The following is a 14,782-nucleotide window of genomic DNA, read 5'->3' as shown; positions in this document are numbered from 1 at the left end:
AACCTTCTTTATTTTCATTTAAATGAGTAATAATAAACACCAGAGTAATTACAGTATTAAAATTGTTTTGCTTATCGAAGTTGCAAATCTTTTTATATTTTTGAAGCATCAAATTAAAATACAATTAAATAATGGAGTTTTATATGGAATATAGAATTGAAACTGATAGTATGGGCGAAGTAAAAGTACCCGCTGATAAGTATTACGGAGCTCAAACAGCAAGATCTCTTATGAATTTTAAGATTGGTGGCGAACGTTTTCCATTCGAACTAATAAGAGCTCTTGCAATTGTAAAAAAAGCCGCTGCAATTACTAACAACGAATTAGGTTTACTATCGGATGAAAAAAAAGAATTAATTGTAAAAGCAGCAGAAGAAGTAATCGAAGGGAAGTTAAATGAACATTTTCCGCTGGTTGTATGGCAAACAGGAAGTGGTACTCAAACAAATATGAATGTAAATGAAGTTATTGCTAATCGTGCAATTGAAATGGCTGGTGGTGTTTTAGGTAGTAAAAAACCAATTCATCCAAATGATGATGTAAACAAGTCCCAATCTACAAACGATGCTTTTCCAACTGCAATTCATATTGCTGTAGTGGAAGAAATTCATCGAAGATTAATTCCAATGGTAACTAAACTCCGTGATGCATTAGAAGCAAAATCCAATGAGTTTAAAGACATTATTAAAATAGGTAGAACACATTTAATGGATGCAACTCCATTAACATTAGGACAGGAATTTTCTGGTTATGCACAGCAGTTAACAAATGGTTTAGCAAGAATTAATGATGCATTAAAGAGATTATATGAAATTCCTTTAGGAGGTACTGCAGTTGGTACTGGATTAAATACTCATCCAGATTATGCTGTCAAAGTAGCAGAGAAAATTTCTGAAATAACTGGTAAGCCATTTAAAACTGCTCCAAACAAATTTGAAGCAATGGCAGGTAAAGATGCACTTGTAGAATTAAGTGGTGTTTTAAAAACGTTAGCTGCATCATTAATGAAAATTGCAAATGATATTCGCTGGCTTGGTTCTGGACCAAGATGTGGAATTGGAGAAATCTCATTACCAGAGAATGAACCAGGTAGTTCAATTATGCCTGGCAAAGTAAATCCAACTCAATCAGAAGCAATGACAATGGTTTGTGCTCAAGTTTTTGGTAATGATGTAACAATTAACATTGCAGGAGCCAGTGGAAATTTTGAGCTTAACGTCTTTATGCCTGTAATTGCTTACAATATATTACAATCAATAAGATTACTGGCAGATGCTTGCGAAAGTTTCACGGATAATTGTGTAGTAGGAATTGTTGCTAATGAAAACAACATTAAAAAACATCTTGAAAATTCTTTAATGCTTGTTACTGCACTTAATCCAGTTATTGGTTATGATAATGCAGCAAAAGTTGCAAAAAAAGCACACAAAGAGAACAAAACATTAAAAGAAGCTGCACTGGAACTTGGATTATTAACATCTGAGCAATTTGATGAGATTGTAAGACCAGAAAAAATGATTGGACCAAAAATTTAATTAATTTAAAAAAGTAGAGACTTGCTTAAGCAAGTCTCTACAAAAATCATCACACAAAAATGTTTTTATGCTGTTTTTGCTTCAGAAACTTCGACTTTATCTTCGACAACAGGTGTTTCTTTTTCTGCCTTCTCTTTCTTTTCAGGTTTAGGTTTTACAATTCCACTATAATCAACTAATTCAATAATTGCAAGTTCAGCACCATCCCCTTTTCTCTGACCTAATTTTACAATTCTTGTATAACCACCTGGTCTATCACCTATCTTAGGAATAATTTCAGAAAATAGTTCTTTGAGAACACTCTTATCTTTAATTTCGGTTGCAACATATCTTCTCGAAGCAACAGAATCTACTTTTGCTTTTGTTATTAGTGGTTCAATAAAAGTACGCAATTCTTTTGCTTTTGCAACGGTTGTTTTAATTTTTTTATGTTTTAAGAGAGAAGTTGCAAGATTTCTGAGTGTTGCTCTTTTATGCTCAGAAGTTCTTTTTAATTTTCTTCCTTTAACTCTGTGTCTCATTATTCAACCTTAACTATTTTTTTTCTGATTTATCAACAAGATATTTATCGACATCCATACCAAAATGGAGTCCAAAACCTTCAACAATTTCTTTAAGTTCTGCTAATGATTTTCTACCAAAGTTTCTAAACTTCAGCATCTCATTTTCATCTCTTCTAACAAGATCAGCAATTGTTTTAATATTTGCAGATTTTAAGCAATTATGAGAACGAACACTTAGTTCTAAATCTTCAACATTGGTTAAAAGAATTTTTCTAATTCTTTCTGTCTCTGCATCAACCTGTGTTTCAACTTTTTCTACTTCGGGTTCAACATCAAAGTTTATAAATAATTGAATATGATCTTTTAATATTTTAGCTGATGTTGAAAGTGCTTCTTCTGGTGTAATGGAACCGTCTGTCTTAATCTCAATTGTTAACTTTTCATAATCATTTCTTTCGCCTATGCGAACATTTTCAACATCATAACGAACATTAACTATTGGGGTATAAATAGAATCAATTGGTATGGTACCAATAGTCATATCAGGAGTTTTCTGTTCTTCTGCTGGTACATAACCTTTTCCCATACCAAAGCGAAGTTCCATATTTATTTTTGCATCTGCATTTAGTTTAGCAATATGCTGTTCTGGATTAAGGATTTCAACATCGGGACAAGCTTTTTGAATATCTTCAGCCTTAAAATCTGCTGGTCCCAAAATCGAAATTTGAGTGCTGGTTGTTTTTTTATTAAGAAGTTTTAGACGAACTTTTTTAAGATTCAAGATAATTTCTGTTACATCTTCAAGAACACCTGGAATAGTTGAAAATTCATGAAGAACTCCATCAATTTTAACAGCAGTAATTGCTGCACCTGGAAGAGAGGATAGTAACACCCTTCTTAACGAATTACCTAAAGTAACTCCAAATCCTCTTTCTAATGGTTGAATAATAAATCTCCCGAATGTAGCACTTTTTGAGGATTCGTCTTGAATAACGCCATCGGGCATTTTAATAAACGGATAGCTCATGTAAATTATCCTCTATATTAAATTTATAAATTACTTAGAATATAATTCTACAATTAGTTGTTCATTTGCATTAAGTGGTATTTCTTCTCTTTCTGGAATATTAATAAAAGTACCAGAAAGAGTAGCTTTATCGACCGACAACCAACTGTATAGATTATCTTTTGTTCTTCTTAATGAATTATGGATTACATCAAGTTTTTTGCTTTTTTCTCTAACAGCAACAACATCTCCAGGAGATAACAAGTAAGATGGTATATTCACAATTTTATTATTAACTGTAAAATGTCTATGTAATATCAACTGACGAGCTGCTTTTCTTGATGGAGCAAATCCCAAACGATACACAACATTATCCAATCTTCTTTCTAACAATTTAATAAGATTAGCACCTGTTACACCTTTTTGTCTCATTGCTTTTTCAAAATAAAGCTTGAATTGAGTTTCGAGTAACCCATAAATTCTTTTAACTTTTTGTTTTTCTCTTAACTGAACACCGTATTCAGAAAATTTCGCTCTACGTGTTAAACCATGTTGCCCTGGAGCATAATTTTTACGTTCAAGAGGGCATTTTTCGGTATAACACTTAGTACCTTTTAAAAATAGTTTTTGTCTTTCTCTTCTGCATAATTTGCAACTTGGACCAATATATCTTGCCATCTAGATTTTCTCCTGTTATACTCTTCTACGTTTAGGTGGTCTACAACCATTATGTGGAATTGGAGTATTATCAGTAATTGATAATATTTCCAATCCAGCTGTATTAAGTGCTCTAATTGCTGCTTCTCTACCAGCCCCTGGACCTTTAATAAACACATCAACTTTTCTTAGTCCAAGGTCATAAGCTTCTTTAGCAGCAGCTTCAGCAGTCACTTGAGCAGCAAATGGTGTATTTTTTCTAGAACCTTTAAAACCATTTTTTCCTGCTGAAGACCATGAAATTGTATTTCCATAAATATCTGTTATAGTTACTATCACGTTGTTGAATGAAGCTTTTATATGAGCAATACCAACTGCATCAACGTGAACTTTCTTTTTTGTCTTTTTAACTGCCTTAGCCAATTTATCTCCTCAATTATTTATTACTTCTTAGCTGGTGCTTTTTTCTTTCCAGCTACAGTTTTACGTTTACCTTTTCGAGTTCGGGCATTAGTCCTTGTTCGTTGACCTCTAACAGGCAATCCCCTTCGATGTCTTAAACCGCGATAGCATCCAATGTCCATCAATCTTTTAATATTTTGCTGAATTTCGCTTCTCAAAGCTCCTTCGACTTTATACTCAGCCTGCATTATAGAACGAATCCGTGCAATCTCTTCTTCAGTAAGTTCTCCTATTCTTTTATCAGGATTTACCTGTGCTTTAGTAAGTATATCCATTGCAGTTTTTCGACCAACACCATAAATATAGGTTAATCCTATAAATGCTTTCTTCTGTTTTGGTAAATCGATACCTGCTATTCGAGCCAAGCTTTATCCTCCTTATTTAACCTTGTCTTTGTTTATGTTTAGGATTTTTACAAATTACTCTTACAACTCCTTTTCTTTTTATAATCTTACAATGTTCACAAATCTTTTTAACAGAAGCTCTAACTTTCATAATCTCTCCATTTATTTATATCTATATGTTATTCTACCTTTATTTAGATCATATGGTGATAATTCAATTGCAACTTTATCACCAACCAGTATTTTAATAAAATGCATTCTCATTTTCCCGGAAATATGGGCTAAAATTTCATGACCATTCTCAAGTCTTACTTTAAAATGAGCATTAGGTAATGTTTCTGTTACTATTCCATCTACTTTAATTGGTCCTTGTTTTGCCATATTCCATTTAAAATTTTGTTAAAATTTCTGGTTTACCATCTATAATTGCTATTGTATGTTCAAAATGTGCAGAAGGCAAACCATCTACAGTTTTTACAGTCCATCCATCACTATCAACAAAAACTTTATATGAACCCATATTAATCATTGGTTCAATAGCTAATGTCATTCCATTTTTTATTAAAGCCCCGGTTCCCTTTTTACCATAATTAGGAACTTGAGGGTCTTCATGTAAATGTTTTCCAACACCGTGTCCACATAAATCTCGTACTACAGAAAAACCAAACGATTCAACATAGCTTTGTATTGCATTGCCAATATCACCAATTCTATTCCCTGAAACAGCTTGCTCTATTCCCAAATATAGAGACTTTTCTGTAACTTCCATTAATTTTCTTTTATCATCAGAAATTTTACCTATAGCAATACTTAAAGCTGCATCACCATAATAATTATTTTTTTCAACTCCAACATCAATAGATAGAAGATCTCCTTCTTTCAGCACACGGTTGCTGGGTATACCATGAACAACCTCATCATCAATTGAAGAACAAATTGAGCCTGGATAATTAAAAGAACCTGCTTGAGAATAACCTTTAAAAGCAGCTCTTGCATTATTGCTTAAAATATAATCTTCTGCAATCTTATCGAGCTCAAGTGTCGTTATACCAGGTTTGGCATAACGCTTCATTAATTGTAAAACTTCTGCAACAATTCGACAGCTTTCCCGTATGTAATCAATTTCTTTTTTCGTTTTTATTAATATCACTTTAAGCTGTCTTTAAATTAAAATCTTCTTCCTCTAATTTTACCAGATTTCATAAAACCATCATAATGACGCATTAATAAATGTGATTCAATTTGTTGTAATGTATCCAGAGCAACACCAACGACAATCAGCAAACTTGTACCACCAAAAAACGAAGCAAAACTTCCTGAAACACCAATCTTAGAAACGAATGCTGGTAAAATTGCAATAATTGCTAAAAATATTGAACCTGGTAAAGTAATCTTTGTTAAAATATTATCTATAAAATCTGCAGTCTGTTTTCCTGGTCTTATTCCGGGAATAAAACCACCTTGTTTCTTCATTGTTTCTGCAACATCCTGAGGATTAAATGCAATTGCAGTATAAAAATATGTAAAGAAGATAATCATTAATGCATAAATGAATGAATAAGTAAAAGATTGATAAGAAAAATATCCTGCAATTGAAGCAATAAATTCATTATTAGGGAAAAATGAAAATAATGTACTTGGTATAAACATGATAGATTGAGCAAAAATAATCGGCATAACACCTGCAGTATTTACACGAAGTGGTATATATTGTGTAACACCACCATAAACTTTTCTTCCAACTACTCTTTTAGCATATTGTACAGGAATTCTACGTGTTCCCTGTGTAACTAAAACAACACCAGCTATAACAAGAACCATAAATGCAAGTATAACAACTTCAATTACTAAATTTCTTTGTCCAGCAGCAATTAAACGATATTCATCAAGAATTGCAAAAGGAAAACGATCAATTATACCAATAAAAATTATTAATGAAATTCCGTTCCCAATTCCCTTTTCTGTAATTTGTTCTCCCATCCACATTATAAATATTGTTCCAGCAACAAGAAAAACAATTGTAGATAAAGTCCAGCCAATTCCTCTTACTGTTTCTGGTACAATTGGTAAATTATTGTAACGAATATTCAAAAGATGAATTGTTACACCCCAAGCCTGGAATGCTGAAATAATTACAGTTCCATAACGAGTCCATTGAGTAATTTTCTTTCTACCTTCTTCTCCTTCTCGTTGTAATTTTTGAATATATGGAATTACTGCACCTGCTAACTGTAATATAATTGAAGCAGAAATATAGGGCATTATTCCAAGAGCGAATAAAGCAGCATTTCTAAATGCACCCCCAACAAATAAATCATAGAGTCCAAACAAATTATCAGAAGTAGAATTGGTCATTGCTGAATTTAAAAGATGAGAATCGACTCCTGGTAAAGTTACATGAGCCCCAATTCTAACAATAACGAGCAAGGCAAGTGTATACAAAATTCTCTGCCTTAGCTCATGAATTTTAAATATGTTCCGAAATGTTTCTTGAAATGTAGCCATTAAATTTTAATCTCTTTTATAGTTCCACCAAGTGATTGAATTTTTTCTATTGCAGAAGCACTAAATGCATGTGCTTCTATATTTATTTTTGATTTTAATTCTCCATCACCAAGAATTTTATAAGGAGCAGCTGCTTTAGATATTAATCCATTTTTATAAAGTGTTGCGGCATCAATAGTGCTACCTTCTTCAATTCTTTTATTATCAATTAATTTTTGAATATTACCAACATTTACTACCTGATATTTAATTTTAAATGGATTACGAAAACCTCTCTTAGGAAGTCTTCGTTGAAGTGGCATCTGTCCACCTTCGAACCAAACTTTAAATTTAGCACCCGAACGTGACCTCTGTCCATTCATACCACGAGTTGCTGTTCCACCATGGCCACTTCCTTCGCCACGTCCAATTCTTTTCTCTTTTTTATGAGAGCCTTTTGCTGGTTTTAAATTACTAAGTATATCCATTTAACACCTATTCTTCTATTTCTTCTACTTTAACTAAATGTGATACTTTTCTTATCATTCCTCTTATTTGAGGAGTATCATTATGAATTACGAAATAATTTGGTCTTCCTAAACCCAAAGCTTTGATTGTAAGTTTTTGTGGTTTAGGACGATCGATTATACTTTTTGTTTGTATTATTTTTAATTTCTTAGCCATTATAAAAACCTCGTTATAAACTAAATAATTCACTTACTTTCATACCACGTTTATAAGCCATTGTTCGAGCATCTATTAAACTCAAAAGAGCTTTTAAAGTTGCTTTTACTTGATTATGAGGATTAGAAGAACCAAGTGATTTAGTCAACACATCCTGTACTCCAGCAGCTTCCAGAACAGCACGTACTCCACCACCAGCAATCAAACCTGTACCAGGAGATGCTGGCTTCAAGAGTACTTTTCCAGCACCAAATTTACCAATTACTTCGTGTGGTATAGTACCATTAATTACAGGTACTTTATAGACATTCTTTTTAGCGTCGTCAATTCCTTTCGAAATAGCATCTGTAACTTCATTAGCTTTTCCAAGGCCAATACCTACATGTCCATTACCATCGCCTACAACAACAATTGCATTAAAACTGAAACGACGTCCACCTTTTACAACTTTTGCTACTCTGTTAATGTGAACTATTTTTTCTTTTAAGTTTTCTAAACCAGTAACTTTTTTGTTCTTGAAATTCACTTTAACTCCTATCTTTCATCAATTTCAAAATTTTCTTTAGAGCTGCCGGAGGAGGATTCGAACCTCCACATACGGCTCCAAAGGCCGCTGTCCTGCCATTAGACGATCCGGCAAGAAATTATTTTCTTGCAACTGGCAGGATTAAAACTTTAACCCGCCTTCTCTTGCTCCTTCTGCTATTGCTTTAACTTTACCATGATAAGGATAACCACTTCTATCGAATACAGCAGTGGTTATTCCTTTTTCAAGTGCTTTTTGTGCTAATAATTTTCCAACTAATCTTGCTTTGGGAATTTTCCCTTTTAAGTTCTTAACTTCTTCTGCAATTTCCTTTGAAAGTGTTGAAGCATATGCAAGTGTATGGCCTTTATCATCATCAATTAACTGAGCATAAATATGTTTCAAACTTTTAAATACACATAATCTTGGTCTTTGAGCAGTCCCATGTATTTTTTTTCTTATTCTGAGTTTTCTTCTTAATCTTCTTTTATAATCTTTCAAAAACATTTTCGCATTCTCCTGAGTATATTATTTACCAGCTGTCTTACCAGCTTTGCGAATGATTACTTCGTTAGAATATCTAATTCCTTTACCTTTGTATGGTTCTGGTTTTCTAAATGATCTAATTTTTGCAGCAACCAATCCTACTAATTCTTTATCTATGCCAGATACAATAATCTGGTTTGGAGTAGGAACTTCTAATTTTATTCCTTCTGGTGGAATAAAATATATTGGATGCGAATAACCTATAGTTATTAATAAATTTTTCCCTTTTAATTCTGCTCTGTAACCAACACCTACGATTTCAAGACTTTTTGAATATCCTTCGGTAACACCTTTTACCATGTTATTAATTAATGCTCTTGTAAGGCCATGTAGAGCACGATTTTCTTTTGAGTCATCAGGTCTTTTAACAATAATTTCTTCTTTTGTAACTTCAACGGTAATGTTGGGATGAATTTTCATCTCCAACTCACCGAGTTTTCCCTTAACCTTAATTATGTTGTCGGTTTTGGTTACAGTAACATCTTTAATTGGTATTGGTTTTCTTCCTATTCTTGACACTTTTTAACCTCTCAAATTTTTACCAAACATGGCAGATTACTTCTCCGCCGACAGATAATCTTCTTGCTTGTTTATCTGTTAATAATCCTTTTGAAGTAGAAATAATTGCTATTCCCAAACCATTTAATACTCTTGGAATATGGTCTTTATCAACATATATATGTAAACCAGGTGTACTAATTCTTTTCAAACCTGTAATCGATGACATACCATTAATATATTGCAGATGAATTCTTAAAATATTTTGCTTATTATCTTCAATTACGTTATAGTCTCTAATGAATTTATTATTTTTTAGTATCTCAGCAATTGCAACCTTCATTTTTGATGAAGGTATATCAACATATTTCTTTCTTGCTTTAATTGCATTTCTAATTCTTGTTAAAAAATCTGCAATCGGATCTGTTACTGGCATTTATATTCTCCTTCTATTACCAACTTGATTTTTTAAGTCCTGGAATTTCACCGCGTAAAGCCATTTCTCTAAGTACTAATCTAGAAACACCAAATTTTCTATAATATCCTCTTGGTCTTCCAGTTATTTGGCATCTATTATGAAGCCTTGTTGGAGAAGAATTTCTTGGTAATAATTGCAAAGCTTCATAATCACCTTTTTCTTTAAGTTGCTTTCTTAGTTCAGCATATTTTTGGTATAATTTTGCTCTTTTAATTTCACGGGCTATTAAACATTTTCTTGCCATATTGTTCCCTTAATTAGTTTCTTTTTTTCTAAATGGCATTCCAAATGCGCTAAGTAATTCATAAGCTTCTTTATCAGTTTTAGCAGTTGTAACAAATGTTATATCCATACCTAAAATTCTATTTACTTTATCAACATTAATTTCAGGGAATATAATTTGTTCTTTAATGCCAAGTGTATAATTACCTCTTCCATCAAAAGATTTATCTGATACACCTCTAAAATCGCGCACTCTTGGAAGTGCAATAGTAATTAATCTATCTAAAAATTCATACATTCTTTCACGTCTTAGAGTAACTTTTGCTCCTATTTTCATACCTTCTCGCAGCTTAAAGTTCGATATAGATTTCTTAGCTGCTCTTATCGAAGGTTTTTGGCCTGTAATTGTTTCTAAATCTTTAACTGCTTCTTCAAGAACTTTAGGATCTTGAACAGCTTCGCCAACACCCATATTAATTACAATTTTTTCGAGTCTTGGTACCTGCATAACATTTTTATATCCTAATTTTTCCTTCAATTTTGGAACTATTTCTTTTAAATATTTCACTTTAAGTCTTGCAGGTACTTTTTCTTCAACTACAGTTGTAGTTGTTTCTTCACTTAATTTTTCTTTTTTCTCTTTTTGTTTTACTTGTTCTTTTTGTTTTCCCATTGCTATTATAAACCCTTAATTTTATGCAAGCATTTCGCCACTTACTTTGCTAATTCTAACTCTTTTCTTTTTACCTGTTTTTTCATCTATAATTATTTTTGAACCTATTCTAGATGGTTCATTTGTTTTAGGATCAAGTATCATAACATTAGAAACATGAATAGGTGCTTCTTTTTCAATTATTCCACCTTGTGGATTTTTCTGATTTGGTTTTGTATGACGTTTACGAAGATTTACACCTTCTACTATTACACGGTCTTTATCGGGAAATACTTTCAAAACTTTCCCTATTTTACCTTTGTAATTTCCTGCTATTACAACTACAGTATCGTTCTTCTTAATTTTCATTTTATCATTTCCTTATAAAACTTCTGGAGCTAAAGAAATTATTTTCATAAATTTTTTATCACGAAGTTCTCTTGCAACAGGACCAAAGATACGAGTACCTCGTGGTTCTCCTTGATTATTCAAAAGTACAGCTGCATTTTCATCAAAACGAATGTAGGAGCCATCACTTCTTCTTACTTCTTTTTTAGTTCTAACAATCACTGCACGCGTAACCTCACCTTTTTTTACAGAACCGCCTGGAATAGCTGATTTCACACTTACAACGATCACATCCCCAACAGTTGCATAACGCCTGTTACTTCCGCCAAGTACACGAATGCATCTAACTTTTTTGGCTCCTGAATTATCTGCAACAACTAGATTTGTTTCTTCTTGTATCATGACTATCTGCTCCTGTCAAACTTTATTTTACTTTTTCAACAATTTCTACTAAGCGCCATCTTTTTCTTTTACTTAATGGACGCGTTTCCATTATTTTAACAACATCGCCTACACTGCATTCATTATTCTCATCGTGCGCCATTAATTTTGTTGTTCTCTTATAATATTTTTTATAGAGTGGATGAGCCACTCTTCTTTCTATAGCGACAACGATGCTTTTATTCATTTTATTACTTATTACAGTTCCAATCCTAACTTTTCTTGAATTTCTTGTCTGCATGGAAAATCATTTGCTCCTTATTTATTTACCTTTGAATTTTTAGCTTCTTGCATCTCTCGTTCTTTAAGAACAGTTTTCATTCTTGCAATATCTTTTCTTATAAGACGTAACTTAGCAGTGTTGGTTAAATTTTTCAATTCGTGCTGGAATCTTAAATCCATAAGATTTTTTTGTTCCTCAATAATTCTTTTCTTAATCTCTTCTGTAGACATTTCTCTTATTTGATAAATTTTCATAGCTCCAAGCTCCTTTATACTTCTAAATCAACTCTTTGAACAATTTTCGTTTTAATAGGTAATTTATGAGAAGCTAAAGTTAGAGCTTCGTGAGCTGTTTCTTTATCTATACCACCGACTTCAAATAATATTCTACCTGGTTTAACTACTGCGACCCAAAATTCTGGAGCTCCTTTACCTTTACCCATTCTTGTTTCAAGAGGTTTTTTAGTAACTGGTTTATCAGGAAAAATTCTAATCCAAACTTTTCCATCTCTTTTCATTTTACGAGAAAGTGCAACACGACAAGCTTCAATTTGTCTACTTGTAATCCAAGCAGGTTCTAAAGCTTTAAGACCATAATCACCAAAATTTACTAAATGGCCTCTAGTTGCTTTTCCTTTTCTTCTACCTCTTTGTGCTTTACGATATTTTACTCTTTTTGGCATTAACATAAGAAATACTCCTGAGGATTATTCAGTTGAACGTTTACCTAATATTTCTCCTCGGCATATCCATACTTTTACACCGATGGAACCATAAATTGTTTGAGCAGTAGCCTGAGCATAATCGATATCTGCTCTTAATGTATGTAAAGGAATTCTACCTTCTTTATATTGTTCTGTTCTTGCCATTTCTGCACCACCCAATCTTCCCGAGCACATTACTCTAATTCCTTCTGCACCCATTCTCATTGCTGCTGTAATTGCAGTCTTCATTGCTCTTCTAAAAGATATTCTTCCTTCAATTTGTTTAGCAATATTTTCTGCAACAAGATAAGCATCTAATTCTGGTCTTTTAATTTCTGTAATTTGTACTTTAATTTCTTTGTTAGTTATCTTTTTTAATTCTTCTTCTATCTGTGCAATTTCTTTACCACTTTTACCAATTACTACACCTGGTCTCGAAGTATGAATAGTTACAGTTACATTTTTAGATGTTCTATCAATCTTTATTGCAGAAACTCCAGCATTTTGTAATCTTTTTCTAATATAAAGTCTAAGCTTATAGTCTTCGAGTAACTTTGGTGCATAACTTTTACTTTCGAACCAGTTTGATTCCCATCCTCTGATTATTCCAACTCTTAAACCTATTGGATTAGTTTTTTGACCCAAAACTTCCTCCGATTACTTTTTAGTTGCTACAACTATTGTTACATGATTTGAACGTTTTCTAATTCTATATGCACGCCCCATTGGAGCTGGCATAATTCTTTTTAATGTTGGTCCTTGATTTACAAAAGCTTCTTTAACATATAAATCTGAAATTTCATGTTTTACATTTTCATCTTTGTTCATCAAATTTGAAACTGCCGATCTTAAAACTTTTTCTGCAGATTTTGAAGCATGCTTAGGAGAAAAATGTAAAATTTCAAGAGCCTGATCTACAGATTTTCCACGAATTAAATCGATTACCAAACGCATTTTTCTTGGTGATGAACCAATGTATTTATGAGTTGCTTTAGCTTCCATTATAATCTACCTCAATTTCACATTATTTAACTTTAGATGCTTTTTCAGCTTTTGTACCCGGGTGACCTCTGAATATTCTGGTTGGTGCAAACTCACCCAGTTTATGTCCCACCATATTTTCTGTAATATAAACAGGTATCATTTTATTCCCATTATGAACAGCAATTGTATGTCCAACAAACTCAGGCGAAATAGTACTTGCTCGAGACCATGTTTTAATTATTTTCTTTTGATTTGTCTCGTTAAGTTTTCTTATCTTTTTAAGTAACTTAACATCAATATAAGGACCTTTTTTAACTGACCTTGGCATATTTCTACCTAATTATTTTCTTCTTTTAATAATATACTTATTAGAAGGTTTATTTCTTTTTCTAGTTTTCAACCCTTTAGATTTTTGTCCCCATGGTGAAACTGGATGACCACCACCAGAAGTTTTTCCTTCACCTCCACCCATAGGATGATCAACAGGGTTCATTGCTACACCTCTTGTATGAGGTCTTATTCCAAGCCATCTACTTCTACCAGCTTTACCTAAACTTATATTTTCATGATCCGCATTTCCTACCACACCATAAGTTGCCATACAATCCAAACTAACCATTCTAACTTCTCCAGAAGGTAATTTTAATTGAGCATATTTACCTTCTTTAGCAAGTACTTGAATTGAAGTACCAGCTGCTCTTCCTAATTGTCCACCTTTTTTAGGTTTTAGTTCAACATTATGTACAAAACTTCCTACTGGTATTTCTCTTAATGGTAGAGCATTACCAATTTTTATTTCTGAACCTGGTCCCGACATCAAGGTATCGCCAACTTTCAATCCATCTGGAGCTAAAATGTATCTTTTCTCTCCGTCAGCATAATGCAACAAAGCAATTCTTGCAGAACGATTTGGGTCATATTCAATTGAAAATACTTTAGCAGGTATACCAAATTTATCTCTCTTAAAATCAATAATTCTATATTGACGTTTATGACCACCACCTCTGTGACGAGCAGTAACTCTACCTAAATTATTTCTACCACCAGATTTTTTTAATGGTTCAAGTAAAGATTTTTCTGGTGTAGTTTTAGTAATCTCTTCAAAAGTAGAGATACTCATGAATCTCGTACCAGGTGTAATCGGTTTTAATTTTCTTATTCCCATTGAATCTCCAATTCAGTCGTTTTATACTTGACCAAAAATATCTATTGTTTGACCTTCTTTAATTGTTACGATTGCTTTTTTAAATCTCGGTGTTTTTCCAGTAAAACGACCTTTTCTAGTAAATTGAGTTTTCGTTTTCCCTTTATATCTAATTGTATTAACAGAGACAACATCAACGTTAAATTTTTCTTTGATTGCTTTTGCTATTTCAATTTTATTAGCATTAATATCAACAATAAATCCATATTTATTTGGATGCTTCTCGCTAATTTTTGTCATTTTCTCTGTTATCAGAGGTCGAATCAATATAGTTTTCATTTT

Annotated in this window: 28 protein-coding genes and 1 tRNA gene; 1 reads left to right on the top strand and 28 read right to left on the bottom strand. The window is 32.5% G+C overall.

What is annotated here, in order from left to right; all coding sequences use genetic code 11:
* Positions 1–143: 143 nt before the first annotated feature.
* Positions 144–1,535, top strand: a complete 1,392-nt coding sequence (gene fumC, locus VJY38_RS07035; RefSeq protein WP_353679982.1) for a class II fumarate hydratase — start codon at positions 144–146, stop codon at positions 1,533–1,535.
* Positions 1,536–1,600: 65 nt separating this feature from the next.
* Here fumC and rplQ read toward each other — a convergent pair whose 3' ends face one another.
* From rplQ to rplW, 28 genes are all read right to left on the bottom strand, one after another.
* Positions 1,601–2,056 (bottom strand): 50S ribosomal protein L17, encoded by a 456-nt coding sequence (gene rplQ, locus VJY38_RS07030; RefSeq protein WP_353679981.1) that lies wholly within the window; start codon positions 2,054–2,056, stop codon positions 1,601–1,603.
* Between the two features lie 13 nt (positions 2,057–2,069).
* Positions 2,070–3,065, bottom strand: coding sequence for a DNA-directed RNA polymerase subunit alpha (locus tag VJY38_RS07025; protein WP_353679980.1), 996 nt, complete (start codon positions 3,063–3,065; stop codon positions 2,070–2,072).
* A gap of 30 nt (positions 3,066–3,095) precedes the next feature.
* Complete coding sequence (gene rpsD / locus VJY38_RS07020) at positions 3,096–3,722, bottom strand: 30S ribosomal protein S4 (protein WP_353679979.1); 627 nt, start codon at positions 3,720–3,722, stop codon at positions 3,096–3,098.
* 15 nt (positions 3,723–3,737) lie between these two features.
* Complete coding sequence (gene rpsK / locus VJY38_RS07015; protein WP_353679978.1) at positions 3,738–4,124, bottom strand: 30S ribosomal protein S11; 387 nt, start codon at positions 4,122–4,124, stop codon at positions 3,738–3,740.
* A 20-nt stretch (positions 4,125–4,144) separates the two neighbouring features.
* Entirely contained in the window at positions 4,145–4,528 is a 384-nt protein-coding gene (gene rpsM / locus VJY38_RS07010; protein WP_353679977.1) for a 30S ribosomal protein S13, read from the bottom strand.
* A gap of 16 nt (positions 4,529–4,544) precedes the next feature.
* Positions 4,545–4,658, bottom strand: a complete 114-nt coding sequence (rpmJ, locus tag VJY38_RS07005; RefSeq protein WP_353679976.1) for a 50S ribosomal protein L36 — start codon at positions 4,656–4,658, stop codon at positions 4,545–4,547.
* 11 nt (positions 4,659–4,669) lie between these two features.
* Complete coding sequence (gene infA / locus VJY38_RS07000) at positions 4,670–4,888, bottom strand: translation initiation factor IF-1 (protein WP_353679975.1); 219 nt, start codon at positions 4,886–4,888, stop codon at positions 4,670–4,672.
* A gap of 7 nt (positions 4,889–4,895) precedes the next feature.
* Positions 4,896–5,657: a type I methionyl aminopeptidase gene (gene map, locus VJY38_RS06995; RefSeq protein ID WP_353679974.1), complete on the bottom strand. Its 762-nt coding sequence runs from the start codon at positions 5,655–5,657 to the stop codon at positions 4,896–4,898.
* Positions 5,658–5,674: 17 nt separating this feature from the next.
* Positions 5,675–7,012 (bottom strand): preprotein translocase subunit SecY, encoded by a 1,338-nt coding sequence (gene secY, locus VJY38_RS06990; RefSeq protein ID WP_353679973.1) that lies wholly within the window; start codon positions 7,010–7,012, stop codon positions 5,675–5,677.
* Positions 7,012–7,479, bottom strand: a complete 468-nt coding sequence (gene rplO / locus VJY38_RS06985) for a 50S ribosomal protein L15 (protein ID WP_353679972.1) — start codon at positions 7,477–7,479, stop codon at positions 7,012–7,014. The genes secY and rplO overlap by 1 nt, the downstream gene beginning before the upstream one ends.
* Before the next feature lie 7 nt (positions 7,480–7,486).
* On the bottom strand, positions 7,487–7,675 hold the full coding sequence (gene rpmD / locus VJY38_RS06980; protein ID WP_353679971.1) for a 50S ribosomal protein L30: 189 nt from the start codon (positions 7,673–7,675) through the stop codon (positions 7,487–7,489).
* Between the two features lie 13 nt (positions 7,676–7,688).
* Complete coding sequence (rpsE, locus tag VJY38_RS06975; RefSeq protein ID WP_434968566.1) at positions 7,689–8,213, bottom strand: 30S ribosomal protein S5; 525 nt, start codon at positions 8,211–8,213, stop codon at positions 7,689–7,691.
* 30 nt (positions 8,214–8,243) lie between these two features.
* Positions 8,244–8,314 (bottom strand) — tRNA-Gln (locus VJY38_RS06970).
* A gap of 28 nt (positions 8,315–8,342) precedes the next feature.
* Complete coding sequence (gene rplR / locus VJY38_RS06965; protein ID WP_353679969.1) at positions 8,343–8,708, bottom strand: 50S ribosomal protein L18; 366 nt, start codon at positions 8,706–8,708, stop codon at positions 8,343–8,345.
* 21 nt (positions 8,709–8,729) lie between these two features.
* Positions 8,730–9,266 (bottom strand): 50S ribosomal protein L6, encoded by a 537-nt coding sequence (gene rplF / locus VJY38_RS06960; protein ID WP_353679968.1) that lies wholly within the window; start codon positions 9,264–9,266, stop codon positions 8,730–8,732.
* Positions 9,267–9,285: 19 nt separating this feature from the next.
* Positions 9,286–9,681, bottom strand: a complete 396-nt coding sequence (gene rpsH, locus VJY38_RS06955; RefSeq protein ID WP_353679967.1) for a 30S ribosomal protein S8 — start codon at positions 9,679–9,681, stop codon at positions 9,286–9,288.
* Positions 9,682–9,697: 16 nt separating this feature from the next.
* Positions 9,698–9,967, bottom strand: coding sequence for a 30S ribosomal protein S14 (rpsN, locus tag VJY38_RS06950; RefSeq protein ID WP_353679966.1), 270 nt, complete (start codon positions 9,965–9,967; stop codon positions 9,698–9,700).
* A gap of 9 nt (positions 9,968–9,976) precedes the next feature.
* Positions 9,977–10,618 carry a 50S ribosomal protein L5 gene (gene rplE, locus VJY38_RS06945; RefSeq protein ID WP_353679965.1) on the bottom strand — a complete coding sequence of 214 codons (642 nt, stop codon included), beginning with the start codon at positions 10,616–10,618 and terminating at the stop codon, positions 9,977–9,979.
* A gap of 21 nt (positions 10,619–10,639) precedes the next feature.
* On the bottom strand, positions 10,640–10,966 hold the full coding sequence (gene rplX / locus VJY38_RS06940) for a 50S ribosomal protein L24 (protein WP_353679964.1): 327 nt from the start codon (positions 10,964–10,966) through the stop codon (positions 10,640–10,642).
* Between the two features lie 12 nt (positions 10,967–10,978).
* Positions 10,979–11,347, bottom strand: a complete 369-nt coding sequence (gene rplN / locus VJY38_RS06935; protein WP_353679963.1) for a 50S ribosomal protein L14 — start codon at positions 11,345–11,347, stop codon at positions 10,979–10,981.
* Positions 11,348–11,369: 22 nt separating this feature from the next.
* Positions 11,370–11,627 carry a 30S ribosomal protein S17 gene (rpsQ, locus tag VJY38_RS06930; RefSeq protein WP_353679962.1) on the bottom strand — a complete coding sequence of 86 codons (258 nt, stop codon included), beginning with the start codon at positions 11,625–11,627 and terminating at the stop codon, positions 11,370–11,372.
* Between the two features lie 17 nt (positions 11,628–11,644).
* Positions 11,645–11,863 carry a 50S ribosomal protein L29 gene (gene rpmC, locus VJY38_RS06925; protein ID WP_353679961.1) on the bottom strand — a complete coding sequence of 73 codons (219 nt, stop codon included), beginning with the start codon at positions 11,861–11,863 and terminating at the stop codon, positions 11,645–11,647.
* Between the two features lie 14 nt (positions 11,864–11,877).
* A complete protein-coding gene (rplP, locus tag VJY38_RS06920; protein ID WP_353679960.1) occupies positions 11,878–12,297 on the bottom strand; it encodes a 50S ribosomal protein L16 in 420 nt (139 codons plus the stop codon).
* 18 nt (positions 12,298–12,315) lie between these two features.
* Positions 12,316–12,957, bottom strand: a complete 642-nt coding sequence (gene rpsC, locus VJY38_RS06915; RefSeq protein WP_353679959.1) for a 30S ribosomal protein S3 — start codon at positions 12,955–12,957, stop codon at positions 12,316–12,318.
* 12 nt (positions 12,958–12,969) lie between these two features.
* On the bottom strand, positions 12,970–13,314 hold the full coding sequence (gene rplV, locus VJY38_RS06910; RefSeq protein WP_353679958.1) for a 50S ribosomal protein L22: 345 nt from the start codon (positions 13,312–13,314) through the stop codon (positions 12,970–12,972).
* 22 nt (positions 13,315–13,336) lie between these two features.
* The gene (gene rpsS / locus VJY38_RS06905; protein ID WP_353679957.1) at positions 13,337–13,624 is read right to left on the bottom strand and encodes a 30S ribosomal protein S19; all 288 of its coding nucleotides are present in this window, start codon (positions 13,622–13,624) and stop codon (positions 13,337–13,339) included.
* Positions 13,625–13,636: 12 nt separating this feature from the next.
* Entirely contained in the window at positions 13,637–14,461 is an 825-nt protein-coding gene (gene rplB, locus VJY38_RS06900; RefSeq protein WP_353679956.1) for a 50S ribosomal protein L2, read from the bottom strand.
* A 21-nt stretch (positions 14,462–14,482) separates the two neighbouring features.
* A complete protein-coding gene (gene rplW, locus VJY38_RS06895) occupies positions 14,483–14,779 on the bottom strand; it encodes a 50S ribosomal protein L23 (RefSeq protein WP_353679955.1) in 297 nt (98 codons plus the stop codon).
* Between the last annotated feature and the right edge of the window lie 3 nt (positions 14,780–14,782).

Source organism: Rosettibacter firmus, assembly GCF_036860695.1.
Classification (GTDB): domain Bacteria; phylum Bacteroidota; class Ignavibacteria; order Ignavibacteriales; family Melioribacteraceae; genus Rosettibacter; species Rosettibacter firmus.
The sequence above is the reverse complement of the archived record's forward strand: the minus strand, read 5'-3'. Positions and strand labels throughout refer to the sequence as shown.